At 36.4% G+C, this 13,513-nt stretch carries 12 protein-coding genes; 2 read left to right on the top strand and 10 right to left on the bottom strand.

Going from position 1 to position 13,513, the window contains the following annotated elements; genetic code table 11:
- Positions 1-211: 211 nt before the first annotated feature.
- The 4 genes from IGJ55_RS08230 to cysK all read right to left on the bottom strand — a co-directional run bounded on the left by IGJ55_RS08230 (position 212) and on the right by cysK (position 3,782).
- Positions 212-1,564 carry an NADH oxidase gene (locus IGJ55_RS08230; protein ID WP_430608073.1) on the bottom strand — a complete coding sequence of 451 codons (1,353 nt, stop codon included), beginning with the start codon at positions 1,562-1,564 and terminating at the stop codon, positions 212-214.
- A gap of 251 nt (positions 1,565-1,815) precedes the next feature.
- The gene (locus tag IGJ55_RS08225) at positions 1,816-2,199 is read right to left on the bottom strand and encodes a RidA family protein (protein WP_069641432.1); all 384 of its coding nucleotides are present in this window, start codon (positions 2,197-2,199) and stop codon (positions 1,816-1,818) included.
- A gap of 4 nt (positions 2,200-2,203) precedes the next feature.
- Entirely contained in the window at positions 2,204-2,650 is a 447-nt protein-coding gene (gene perR, locus IGJ55_RS08220; protein WP_429949821.1) for a peroxide-responsive transcriptional repressor PerR, read from the bottom strand.
- 202 nt (positions 2,651-2,852) lie between these two features.
- Positions 2,853-3,782, bottom strand: a complete 930-nt coding sequence (gene cysK, locus IGJ55_RS08215; protein WP_069641374.1) for a cysteine synthase A — start codon at positions 3,780-3,782, stop codon at positions 2,853-2,855.
- 679 nt (positions 3,783-4,461) lie between these two features.
- On the opposite strand from cysK, the gene IGJ55_RS08210 reads away from it, so the two are divergent.
- Complete coding sequence (locus IGJ55_RS08210) at positions 4,462-5,457, top strand: 4-hydroxy-3-methylbut-2-enyl diphosphate reductase (protein WP_429949823.1); 996 nt, start codon at positions 4,462-4,464, stop codon at positions 5,455-5,457.
- A gap of 51 nt (positions 5,458-5,508) precedes the next feature.
- Here IGJ55_RS08210 and IGJ55_RS08205 read toward each other — a convergent pair whose 3' ends face one another.
- The 3 genes from IGJ55_RS08205 to IGJ55_RS08195 form a co-directional block, all read right to left on the bottom strand.
- Positions 5,509-6,372 carry a glucosaminidase domain-containing protein gene (locus IGJ55_RS08205; RefSeq protein WP_069641372.1) on the bottom strand — a complete coding sequence of 288 codons (864 nt, stop codon included), beginning with the start codon at positions 6,370-6,372 and terminating at the stop codon, positions 5,509-5,511.
- A gap of 383 nt (positions 6,373-6,755) precedes the next feature.
- Entirely contained in the window at positions 6,756-8,750 is a 1,995-nt protein-coding gene (tkt, locus tag IGJ55_RS08200) for a transketolase (RefSeq protein ID WP_430608070.1), read from the bottom strand.
- 98 nt (positions 8,751-8,848) lie between these two features.
- Positions 8,849-9,091 (bottom strand): DUF896 family protein, encoded by a 243-nt coding sequence (locus tag IGJ55_RS08195; RefSeq protein WP_069641370.1) that lies wholly within the window; start codon positions 9,089-9,091, stop codon positions 8,849-8,851.
- Positions 9,092-9,389: 298 nt separating this feature from the next.
- On the opposite strand from IGJ55_RS08195, the gene lexA reads away from it, so the two are divergent.
- Complete coding sequence (lexA, locus tag IGJ55_RS08190; protein ID WP_100630371.1) at positions 9,390-10,019, top strand: transcriptional repressor LexA; 630 nt, start codon at positions 9,390-9,392, stop codon at positions 10,017-10,019.
- A gap of 70 nt (positions 10,020-10,089) precedes the next feature.
- Here lexA and IGJ55_RS08185 read toward each other — a convergent pair whose 3' ends face one another.
- Genes IGJ55_RS08185 through abc-f form a run of 3 tightly spaced genes read right to left on the bottom strand, consistent with a single transcriptional unit; the run spans position 10,090 to position 13,455 of the window.
- Entirely contained in the window at positions 10,090-10,590 is a 501-nt protein-coding gene (locus IGJ55_RS08185) for a dihydrofolate reductase (protein ID WP_430608068.1), read from the bottom strand.
- A gap of 18 nt (positions 10,591-10,608) precedes the next feature.
- On the bottom strand, positions 10,609-11,556 hold the full coding sequence (locus tag IGJ55_RS08180; protein WP_069641367.1) for a thymidylate synthase: 948 nt from the start codon (positions 11,554-11,556) through the stop codon (positions 10,609-10,611).
- A 12-nt stretch (positions 11,557-11,568) separates the two neighbouring features.
- On the bottom strand, positions 11,569-13,455 hold the full coding sequence (abc-f, locus tag IGJ55_RS08175; RefSeq protein ID WP_430608065.1) for a ribosomal protection-like ABC-F family protein: 1,887 nt from the start codon (positions 13,453-13,455) through the stop codon (positions 11,569-11,571).
- Positions 13,456-13,513 lie beyond the last annotated feature (58 nt).

The raw sequence follows: 13,513 nt of genomic DNA, 5'->3' as shown, positions 1-13,513 counted from the left end.
TAAAAAGCAAAATATTCCATCTTTTTGTATAAAAAAGAGTCTGAGACATAACTCTACGAGTTATCTCTCAGACTCAAGGAATCCGTATAAACGGTGGGAGCAGAAGCAATCCCTTCGGAAATAAGCTGAAATTCACAAAAATTTGAAGAGCAATTTTCGTGAATTCCTTCTTATTTCTCGGGATTAAACACTCCTGTCCCAACCTCTTTGCTTATTTACTTTGGGCAATATCTTTTAGAGCCGCTTGAGCTAATAAGTTCAAGTAGTTCCAAGGACGATCAAAGTGTGGTTGGAAAAAGAAATCTGACAACGCAAGATCTTCAACAGTCATTTTATTTTGAACAGCTAACGAAAGTGTATTAGCTGATTGTGTAATATCATACTTAGACATTAGTTGTCCGCCTACAATGCGATTTGTTCCTTTTTCGTATACTAATTCCATCATAACATTTTCAGTAGTTGGCATAAATTCTGGACGATAGTTATCTTCAAATTGTGTTGCTGCCACATCTAAATTGTTCAATTTGGCACTTTCTAAAGTAACACCAGTTGAACCGATTTTCCAACCAAATAAATACAATCCAGAGGTTCCCTGTGTTCCGCGGTAAGCTAATTTATCTTCAGCTAAATTATGACCTACCAACATTCCTTGGCGAACCGCATTTGTTGCTAGAGGAATATAATTAGTTGTATTACTTGGATTATAGTGTACTACTGCACTATCACCTGCAGCAAAAATGTCTGGATTACTTGATTTCATATATTTATCTACAACGATTGCACCATTTGGTAACATATCTACTTTATCTTTCAGCAATGCTGTATTTGGGCTAAAGCCAACGCACATAATAACCATATCCGCTTCAAACTCTTGGCTTGGTGTAATTACTTTATTCACATGTCCGCTTGCATTTGACTGGAACTCTTGAACATTTTCTCCTAACGCTAGTGTAACACCACGATCTACAAGTTCTTTTTCTAGAACATCTGTAAATGGCTTATCTAAGTATTTGTTTAAAATACGATCTAAACCATCAATCAATGTCACTTTTTTTCCAGATTCTACAAAAGCTTCAACTAGCTCAATCCCAATATAACCACCGCCTACAACAACAACTTTTTTCGCATCTTTAGCGCGTTCAATGATGACATTTGCTTGATTAAAGTTTTTACATAGTAAGATATTTTCAGCTTCTATTCCTTTGATTGGCGGAACAATTGGCCATGAACCAGTTGTCATGACTAATTTATCGTATTCTTTTGTTTCAATTTTACCAGTGTTCAAATCTTTAGCAGTAACTGTTTTATGATTAACATCGATCGTTTCGACTTCATGTTCCATTTTAACTGTAGCACCTAGAGACGCTAGTTCTTCAGGACTTGAATAGAATAAACTGTCAGCCTCCTTTACTACTCCTCCAACATAAAGGGCAATTCCGCATGATAAAAATGATACATTATCATTTCGTTCATAAACGGTTACCTCCGCGTTTGGGTGATTTGTTAAAATACTTTTGACTGCAGCTGTTCCTGCATGCGTACATCCTACGACTACGACTTTCATTTTGTAAATCCCTTCTTTCAAGTTAAATTTTTCACCAATAAATTTAGAATAAAGTTACTGGTATATTAAAAATATAACAAAGTAAGAAAGCATATTCGAGTTCTTTGCTTGTGAATCACTAACTTATTTTTTCACAAACTTCTCTATTTTTAACTATATCCCCATCTTGATTAATGATTTCTCACTTTAAAATGCTGTTTTAACAATAAATAAAGCTGAGAAACATTAGTTTCTCAGCTTGTGAAATTAAACTACTGCTCATTTATAGATACAATAATTTCTATTTCAATCAGAACATCTTTAGGTAAACGGGCGACTTCAACGGCAGATCGTGCTGGTAATTGATTTGTAAATGATTGTGCGTAGACTTCATTAAAAGCTGCAAAATCATTCATATTTTTTAAAAAACAAGTTGTTTTTACTACATGATCGAAACTACTTCCAACCTCAGTTAAAATAGCTGCGATGTTTTTCATGACTTGCGAAGTCTGTTCTTCTATAGTTGTCCCCACAACTTCTCCGGTTCCAGGACTTAAAGGAACTTGACCTGAGGTAAATAATAAGCCGTTCACAATGTTCCCTTGTACATACGGACCAATTGCTTTTGGCGCCTTATCTGTGTGAATCGATTTCATCTGATCACTCATTTCCTTTTTTTTGGTTTTTCTGACATTCTGGACATAAACCATATAGCTCTAAACGATGCTCATTGATTTCAAAACCAGTCAATTTACTTGCTGCCATCTCCACGTCTTCTAATCCTGGATAATGGAAATCAACGATCTTACCACAATTTTGACAGATCGCATGGTAATGCTTTTTAGAACTGAAATCAAAGCGACTTGATGCATCACCATAGTTCATTTCTTGTACAAAACCAATATCTGTAAACAAACGTAAATTATTATAAACAGTTGCCACACTCATATTCGGAAAACGATCTTCTAAAGAGCGGTAAATCTCATCCGCTGTCGGATGGCTGTGATTCTCAATTAGATACTCTAAAATTGCATATCTTTGAGGAGTAATACGAATATTGGCTTCTTTTAATTCTTCAAGTGCATTTTTTACCAATATGTTATCCATTTGGTTCCCCTCCCAGTCTTCTTTCTTAAATGATACTATTTCTAATGTGTATTGACAAGAATAAATAGATAAATAGTACTAAAAAGAGTAAGTTTATCTATAATTATGACAAAACAAGACACTATTATATGCTTTTTGACAACTTCACTTGTTTACACTAAAAAGGAAGTCATAAATTTAGACTTCCTTTTTAGTGTACTACTTATTCAGAAAAATTATAAAGAGCTGTTGATAAATAACGTTCGCCATTATCAGGAATAACTGTCAAAACTTTTTTTCCCTTCCCTAATTCTTTCGCCACTTCAATCGCAGCATACACAGCAGCGCCTGCTGATATTCCGACTAACAACCCTTCTTTTACTGCTAATTGACGAGCTGTTTCCATAGCAGATTCACTCGGAACAGAAATGACTCGTCCGTAAATTTCTGTCTCTAAGACTTTAGGGATAAAGCCCGCTCCAATTCCTTGGATTTTATGCGGTCCCGGCGCTCCGCCATCTAAAACTGGGGACTCCGTTGGTTCAACTGCAATGATGGAGATATTTGGATAAACTCGCTTCAATTCTTTTCCAACACCTGTAATTGTTCCACCCGTACCTACTCCAGCGACAAAAGCGTCTAAACCACTAGGACCAAAAATGTCTTGGATCTCTTTGCCCGTCGTTTTTTCATGTGTCTCTGGATTTGCGGGGTTATCAAATTGCATAGGCATAAAATAGCCATCTTTTTCAGATAGTTCTGTCGCTTTTGCAATAGCGCCTTTCATTCCTTCAGCACCTGGCGTTAACAATAATTTCGCGCCATAAGCTTGCATCAATTTCCTACGTTCTACACTCATGGTATCTGGCATAACAATCATTACATTATAACCCTTAGCAGCACCAACCATTGCCAAGCCGATTCCAGTATTTCCACTAGTTGGTTCTACGATTGTATCTCCAACTTTAATTTGTCCATTTTTTTCAGCTTTTTCGATCATACTTAATGCGATTCGATCCTTCACGCTGCCACCTGGATTAAAGAATTCTAGCTTTACAAAAACATCAGCTACTCCATCTGGGATTATGCGTCCTAATTTGACAATCGGTGTTTTACCGATTAATTCAGTTACTGAATTATAAATTTGAGTCATGATCCATTCCTCCATTTTCGTATTCGTATAAGCAAAATCTTTCTTGTGTTTATAATAGCTTATATCAAGTCATCTGGCTATCATTTTGCAATGATACTTTTTAAACAATCTTAATAACCATAATTTATTCCGATTTGTGATTCAAAAACATGGAGAAATGGCTGCAAAATATTTTAATGGCGTACTTTTTGAAATTGTCTATAATACCTACTCAATAAAGAGTGGTTATTTTAGTAGTCAAAAAAATTAAATACACTTAATTTTTATCTAAAAGAAAGATAAGAATTACAAAATAGGATTAAAATATGATATAGTTGAAATAGGGAGATGCTTATATGTTTTACATTGAATGGATTACAGCATAAGTTCATTCCCTTAATCAAAATTAAAACGGATTGACTACATATCAGGCTAAAATAGGAAAGAAGGTGACACTATGTGGAATCCAATTACAACCGAAATACCGGATAATTTTTTAGGTGACCCGCTACTTGTATCAATATAAAGATAATTGCAAGTGCAATTATCTTTTTCGCTTCTTAATCATACTCGTCAAGAAGCTATTTAGCAATGTCTAAATGAATGAACATTAAGGACTATCCTCTCTTAACACAATTTTAATAAAAATATTGTATAGTATAAGAGACTTTAAAATTGATTATTAGGAGTTTACTCATTTATGAAAATTATAAATATTAGTCCACGTGGGTATTGTTATGGTGTTGTGGATGCTATGGTCATTGCTAGAAATGCATCTCTTGATGAAAATTTACCGCGTCCGATTTATATCTTAGGGATGATCGTTCATAACAAACATGTAACTGACGCTTTTGAAAGTATCGGGATCCATACATTAGACGGAACAAATCGTGAAGAAATTTTAGCCCAAGTTGATCGAGGAACGGTGATCTTTACAGCCCATGGCACTTCTCCAAAAGTTAAAACATTAGCTATTGAAAAAGGTTTAGCTGTTATCGATGCAACGTGCCCAGATGTTCTGATTACACATGAATTGATTGCTAAAAAAGTAGCCGAAGGTTATGAAATTATCTATATTGGCAAGAAAAATCATCCGGAGCCTGAAGGAGCACTTGGTGTTTCACCTGACCATGTTCATTTAGTATCAAATCAAGCTGATATTTCTGCTTTGACGCTAACTGCAAATAAGGTGTTTGTTACGAATCAAACGACAATGAGTCAATGGGATGTCAGCGATCTAATGGAGTTGATTGTAGCTAAATACCCTCAGGTTATTATTCATAAAGATATCTGTAAAGCAACGCAAGTCCGCCAAGAGGCTGTCGTTGAACAAGCGCAAGGTTGTGACTTAACAATCGTTGTGGGAGATCCAAAAAGTAATAATAGCAATCGTTTAGCTCAAGTTTCCATTGAACAAGCAGGTGTTGCAGCTCATCGTATTTCTGACGTTTCCCAGATAAATCCAAACTGGTTGTTGGATGTCGAGCAAGTCGCTGTCACAGCTGGTGCTTCTACCCCTACTCAAATCGTTCGTGAAGTGATCGATTATTTAAAAAAATTCGATGCAACGAATCCCGAAACATATCAAAAAAGCTCAACCACAACTGCTGAAGCGATTCTGCCTAAACCTAGGGTTAAGGATTTAACTAAAAACCGACAACGACGTTTAGAAGAATTACGCTTAGGAAAAAGATAAAAACGTTCAACGATTTGTCATGAGATTGGCAATTCGTTGAACGTTGTTTTATTATGCAACCTGTAGCGATTGTCCTACAGTAATCAATTCAGCTGTTATGCCATTTAAAGCCATAAGTTGATCAACCGAAAGTCCAAATTTTTCTGCAATCCCCCAAAGAGTATCACCTGAGACAACTGTATAAGATTGGGCTGTTACAGTTGTTGTCGCACTACTTTGACCAATTGTTGATTGATTTGCAGTTATATTTTCCTCTGACGATACAGTTCCTGCCATTTCCCAATCATAAGCAGTTAAACCGTAATTTGCAATTAACCAATTTAATTTACTGGCATAATTAGGATCTGTTGCATAACGCCCAGCTAAAGCAGCTGTAGCGTCCATATAACTAGTCGTGTTGCTTTTCCATACCCCAGAATAATGATAATCACCACTGGATGCTAAGGTTGTTTTAAGTACGTTAGCATGATCCTGGAAAGATTCAGTATATGAAGGATAACTTCTAAAAGGTTCAGTCACTGTCACCCATTGCCCATTTAAATATTCAGAAGTTGGCATATAGACTGTTTGTCCACCATAACTTCCTTTGACGCCAAATAAATTATAATTTGGTGCGGCTGCTAAACCAGATGTACCATAACTACTCTCTAATAATGCTTGAGCAATCATTACAGATGCATATAAATCATTAGCATCTGCTACAGAAGCCGCTGAATAACCAATAGAATCAATAAATGCTTGCTCTGAAATAGCTTCTTGGGTCACTGTCTCTGTGGCTTGAACACTTAGTGGCAACAAATTCCCCACAACCGGAAGAAGTACTAATGAAGTACCTATAACAGATGCAACTCGTTTTGTATTGTTTTTCAACTCTTTTTGTTGGTGTCTGCTACTTCTTGTTTTTGTCTCATTCATTCATTTGTTCCTCCTCAATAGAACATCATATCATCATTCTACTCGGGTAATTTTTTATAAACAATTATTTGATCCTCAATTTTGAAGTTTTAAAGTGGGCGTAATCCTGTTGAAATTTTTGTTTTATTAATTAAATTGTATTTGTTTCAATCAATTTACATGATGTCTGTTATTCAAACTGTTTCTTTTGGTAAATCCCTTTATTTTGTTGTTTATGTATTCGTTTTAAGAACATTACTGGATATTTCTATCATATTACATTTATTACGCAGTTATTTTGTATAAAAGTACAATTTATCCGATTTTAGCAATTTTTTCATAAATAAAAAAGTAGACATTCATAGTTTGTGAATGTCTACTTTTTTATTAAAAACTAGTTTATTTTATAAATTAGTATACTTTGATACAACGTTATCAACTGTAAAACCAAATTCTTTCAAGACTAAATCACCTGGAGCTGAAGCACCAAAATGATCAATCGTTACAGTTGTGCCTGCAGTTCCAACATAACGTTCCCAACCAAATGGTGAAGCAGCTTCAATCGCAACTCGTTTAGTTATATCTTTAGGTAAAACAGATTCTTTGTAATCTGCTGTTTGCTTTTCAAACAAATCAAAACTTGGCATCGAAACGACAGAAACATCTTTCCCTTGTTCAGCTAATGCTTTTTGGGCTTCAATTGCTAAATTCACTTCTGAACCAGTTGCAATTAAGATCCCTTCTGGTTTTTCGCCTTTTTGTTTAGAAATGACATATGCACCTTTTTGAACAAGTGTATCAGCATGTTCTTTAGTTCCTTCAATAACTGGTAAATTTTGACGACTTAAAACTAAGACCGTTGGCGCATCTTTTGTTGTCATCGCAATTTTCCAAGCCGCAACAGTTTCGTTACCATCAGCTGGACGAATGACTTGTACACCAGGCATACAACGAATACTTGCTAATTGTTCAACAGGTTCATGTGTTGGTCCATCTTCACCCACTGCCACAGAATCATGTGTTAATACATATGTCACAGGAGTATTTTGGATTGCAGCTAAGCGGACTGCTGGGCGCAAATAATCTGTAAATACAAAGAATGTTCCGCCGTAAACGCGACTTCCACCATGTAATTGGATTCCGTTCATCGCTGCTGCCATGGCAAACTCACGGACACCAAACCAAATATTGCGACCTTCGTATTGACCAGGCTCAAAATCTTTTTCTGCAGCGACCATTGTATTATTTGAAGCAGACAAATCAGCTGAACCGCCCCAGAAACCTGGTACAGTTTTAGAAATTGCTTGAATCGTTTCTTTACTTGTCACACGACTAGCTGCACTCGAACCTATTTCATAGGTTGGTAACTCGCTATCCCAATTTTCAGGAAGTTCATCAGAAAAAGCTTGTTTAAATTGTTTTGCCAAATCAGGATGCTCTTTTGAATAATTTGCAAACATCTTATTCCATTGATCTTCTGCTTTCTCGCCTTCTTCTATCATCGTTTCTTTAAAGCGTGCAGCAACTTCATCTGGAACAGTAAAGTCTGGGTATTCCCAACCATAAACAGCTTTAGCTGCGGTAATGCCATCTGCTCCGATAGGTGCGCCATGTACAGATGAAGTACCTTCTTTTGGTGCGCCGTAGCCGATGACTGTTTTTACTTCGATCAAAGTTGGTTTATCTGCTTCAGCCTTTGCAGCTTCTATCGCTTGAGAAATTTCTTCTAAATCATTACCGTCTTTCACTAAGATATGTTGCCAACCATATGCTTCATAACGAGCGCCAACATTTTCAGTAAACGCTTTTGATGTTGGACCGTCTAAAGAGATATCATTTGAATCGTATAACACGATCAGTTTACCTAATTTCATGTGTCCAGCCATTGAACTAGCTTCTTGAGAAACACCTTCCATCAAATCACCATCACCGCATAACGCAAACGTATAGTGATCTATTACAGGAAAGCTATCACGATTATAAGTCGCAGCAGTATGTGCTTCTGCCATCGCCATACCGACAGCCATTGCGATACCTTGACCTAATGGACCAGTTGTTGCTTCAACACCATCAGTATGATGTACTTCTGGATGCCCTGGTGTTCTACTATTCCATTGACGGAAATTTTTTAGATCATCCATAGTCACATCGTAGCCAGCTAAATGAAGTAAGCTGTATAACATTGCAGAACCATGACCAGCAGAAAGAATAAAACGGTCTCTATCTACCCAGTTTCTTGAAGTTTTCGGGTTTACTTTTAAGTGTTTTGTCCAAAGTGCATAAGCCATAGGTGCAGCACCCATTGGTAATCCTGGATGCCCAGAATTTGCTTTTTGTACTGCTTCAATACTTAATGTACGAATCGTGTTAACGCCTAACTGATCAGTGTTGTCGAACAAAAAAATCATCTCCTATTTAGGTTTTTTTTACCTTTATTAACTACATTTTATCGCATTTCGCTCATGAAAGCAATTACCTTTAGTAAAAAAAACTAAAATTACTTTCTATTATGCAATCCTTTAGCTTTTTGAATCTCTTTCAATTTATCTGGTGTTACATCATTTCCTTTAGGATCGACCACTTTCATTCCTTCTATATGATGGCGCATCCCACCACGAAAAGCAGCCAAATATTCTTGACGAAGTACTTTTTGCTCTTCCTTTTCTTTCGCAGTTAATTCTTTTTCTTTCGCTTTTTTAGCAAGTTCATTGATACGGTTCATTTTTTCTGTTGATAACATCTATTTTGGCCTCCTTATTTTAAAAATTTAATCGGCATATTTCAAGCTTTTTTGAAAGGCTAGCCCTGTAGCTAGACAAGTTTACTTTCCATGTCTATCTTATAAGATGAGCACAAGAAATACAACTATATTCTTATTAAAAATCAGAAACGATTGTGTTTATTTATAGAAATTCCGATTCCCTACCTCAGATATTTTCCCTTGTGATTCACAGAAATATACTTTCTAAAAAAAACACGAACGCTTGTTTGATTCCTGTATAAAACTATGGTACACTAAAAATATAAATCGAAAGAAGGTGCGGGTTGTGGTGAAACGTACAGACACAAGACAAATCGAAGTATTAAAATATATATATGAACAGGTTGAGCTTAAAGGTTATCCCCCGACCGTAAGAGAAATCGGAAAAGCAGTTGATCTTTCCTCAACCTCAACCGTTCACGGACATTTAGCACGATTAGAGAAAAAAGGACTCATTTTACGTGATCCTACAAAACCAAGGGCAATTGAATTGACCGCAGACGGACTTGAAAGAATCGGTGTGAGACCGACAGTTATCCCGATGCTTGGTGTTGTTACAGCAGGTGAGCCAATCTTAGCTGTAGAAGAAGCTTCTGACTTTTTTCCTCTTCCACCTGATTTAATGGCAGAAGAAAATGCTTTGTTCATGCTGACTATCAGAGGTGAAAGTATGATCAATGCTGGTATTTTAGACGGCGACCAAGTTATTGTTCGTAAACAAAGCGCGGCTTCAAATGGTGATATAGTGATTGCAATGACAGATGAAGATGAAGCGACGTGTAAACGATTCTTTAAAGAGGCAGACCATGTTCGTTTACAACCAGAAAATGATGCATTAAAACCGATTATTTTGAACAACGTAAGCATTTTAGGCAAAGTTGTTGGCCTATACCGCAATCATATTTAAATAACAAAAAAACATACTAACTATTAGTATGTTTTTTTGTTATCTTTTCGTTTGAATTAGACAAGATCTTTTAATCCGCTGTGACTTTACGTTGATATGTTTCAAACTGATACGCATAACCATTTGCTTCGTCTTGTTCGCCTGCGCTTAAATTAATCAATGTCCAATCATCCCAATCTACAAAAGGAAATTTTGTATCTCCATCAAACGAATGATAGATAACTGTTCTATACAATACGTCACAATATTGCAAAAAATCCTCGTATACTGCTGAACCACCCGCAATAAACGTAATACCAGAAAACGTTTTGGCATAATCAAGAACTTCATCCACAGTATGAAAAACAATGACTCCTTTTGCCTGATAGCTTTTGTCTCTAGTTAGAACAATCGTTTGACGATTTGGTAACGGCCGAGCGCCCATCCCCTCAAAAGTTTTTCTTCCTATAACAATGGTGTTGTCTTCAGTCATTTGTTTAAAAAATTTCAAATCATTTGGCAAATGCCAAGGTAATCGATTCTCTTTACCGATTGTCCCTTGCTCATCTTGTGCCCATATGGCTGCTAACATTGGAGAACCCCTTTCGAATTAAACGGCAATTGGTGCCTTGATTGCTGGATGAGGATCATATCCTTCAATTACAATATCGTCCATTTCAAATTCAAAAACTGATTTTTTATCTTGATTCAATTTTAGTGTAGGAAACGAACGAATGTCTCGAGTCAGTTGTTCATTCATTTGGTCAATATGATTCGTATATAAATGGGCATCCCCCAAAGTATGAACGAAATCGCCCACTTCCAAACCAGTTTCATGAGCAATCAAGTGAGTCAATAGTGCGTAACTAGCAATATTAAATGGAACGCCCAAAAAAACATCTCCACTACGTTGATACAACTGGCAACTTAATTTCCCATCATTTACATAAAATTGAAACATCGTGTGACATGGTGGTAATGCCATGGAAGGGACATCTTCTGGATTCCAGGCGGACACGATCAGGCGTCTAGAGTCAGGTGTTTGCTTGATCATATCGATAACATTTTTAAGTTGATCAATAAAGTTGCCTTCTTTCGTTTCCCAATGACGCCACTGAGCTCCATAAATATTACCTAATTCACCATACTTCGCTGCAAAATCATCATCAGACAACATATTATTGCAGAATTCTTTGTGCTCTTTTTCATAACTTTCTTTAAATACTTCATCCGTTAAAACACGACGACCAAAATCAGTCATATCCGGCCCATTATAGTCATCACTTTTAATATAACGCTCAAAAGCCCACTCGTCCCAAATATGGTTGTTATGCTGTAGGAGATAACGGATATTTGTGTCGCCTTTTAAAAACCATAAAAGTTCGCTTTTGATTAAACCAAAAGGAACTCGTTTCGTCGTCAATAAAGGAAACCCTTTTGATAGGTCAAAACGCATTTGATGTCCAAAAATACTTCGTGTTCCTGTCCCTGTGCGATCTTCTTTTAAGTGACCATCGGTTAAAATTTTGCGACCTAATGCTAAGTAAGCCTCTTCCATAATTACTGCCTCCTAATTTTCTGCAAATTCACTCAAGTATTCCCAACGTTCCATTTTTTCCTCAAGTTCTTGTTCTACAATAGATAACTCTGATTGTAGTTCTTGCAATTTAGTAAAGTCATCCCCTTGATGGTTCATCTCTTTTGCAAGCAGAACAGCTCGATCCTCAAGTACTGCAATATCAGCTTCGATTGTTGCCCACTCTTTTTGTTCCATATAAGTTAATTTCTTTTTTTCCTTTTTTTCAGTTTCTTTAATTGGTTTCGTTTCATATTTAATAGTTTTCTTCGACTCTTCTTTATTTCCAAGTAAGTATTCACTCATAGAACCGAAATAGGTCACTATTTGACCGTCTCCCTCAAACACAAGTAATTTGTCCATTGTTTTATCAAGGAAATAACGATCATGGGAAACGGCAATTACAGCTCCTTTAAAGGTTTGGAGATAATCCTCTAGGATCGTTAGAGTATCTATGTCAAGATCATTTGTTGGTTCGTCCAATAATAACACATTTGGCTGTCCAATCAGTAGTTTTAATAAATACAAACGACGTTTTTCCCCACCAGAAAGTTTCCCAATCACTGTTCCATGCATAAAACGTGGGAATAAAAAGCGTTCTAACAATTCAGCAACACTAATTGTTGTGCCATCTGTGCGCCGAACTTGTTCTGCAGCTTCCTGTAAGTATGAAATCATCCGTTGATTTGGATCCATTGCTTCATTTTGCTGTGTGTAATAGGCTAAACGAACCGTTTCTCCGATAGAGTACAGACCATTATCTAATAGCAAACGTCCAGCTAATAGATTCAAAAGAGTGGATTTACCTGCGCCATTTTTTCCCGTGATGCCTATTCGATCTTTTGCCTGAATTAGTAAATCAAAATCTTTTAAAATTGTTTTTTGTTCAATTTGATAACTGCCGGCTTTGATTTCTAAGACTTTTTTTCCCAATCTTTGTGTCGCAATATCTATCTCTAACTGGCCTTTTTGATGTACTTGGTGAAGATTTTCTTTAAGATCATGAAAACGATCTTGACGGGCTTGTTGTTTCGTGCCACGAGCTTTGACCCCCGCACGCATCCATTCTAATTCTTGCTTATATAATTGTTTTCTTTTTTCCTCTTGTTCAACACCAACACGTTCACGTTCTGCTCTAGCAATAATATAAGCTTCGTAATTGCCTTTATATTCATGTAACTTTCCAAAAGAAAGTTCAAAAATTCGATTGGTTACTCTATCTAAAAAATAACGATCATGCGTCACCATTAAAATAGCGCCACGATAGCCATTCAAAAAGCTTTCTAACCAGTTGATCGCCTCATAATCTAAATGGTTCGTTGGTTCATCCAATAGCAATAGATCAGGCGATTCAATCAAAACTTGGGCTAAACTGACCCGTTTTTTTTGTCCGCCGGATAGCTCGCCGATTTTTTTATGCAATGTTTCGATTCCTAATTTTTGTAAAATGATTTTAGCATCTGTATCAGCTGTCCACGCATCTTCGGTGTTCATTCGTTCTTCTGCTTGTGCATATTGCTTTTGTGCTGCCTCACTAAGACCATCTTCCCCTAGTGCCAGCAATGCCAGCTCATAATTTTTTACCGCCTGTATAGTCGGTGTATCACCTTGGAAAACAGCTTCTACTACTGTCAATTCAGGATTAAATTCTTTGTCTTGAGAAAGATAGCCGATTTGATAATCACTTGGTTGTTGAATGGCAGAAATATCGCCATCACCACTATCTTTGCCAGCTAGAATATTCAACAAGCTAGTTTTTCCAGTGCCATTTGTCCCAATTAAACCTATACGATCTTTATCATGGATGTAGAAAGAAATAGCATCAAATAATGTTTTTTCTCCATATGTTTTAGTTAAATTATTTACTTTTAACTCATTCATCTGCTCACGCCCTTTTCATCCTGCTTATTGTATCAAAAAAATGTAAAAAAAAGAAGCT

The sequence above is a fragment of the Enterococcus sp. AZ170 genome, from assembly GCF_050545135.1.
GTDB classification, from domain to species: domain Bacteria; phylum Bacillota; class Bacilli; order Lactobacillales; family Enterococcaceae; genus Enterococcus_L; species Enterococcus_L ureilyticus.
This window is presented reverse-complemented; position numbering and strand designations above follow the sequence as displayed.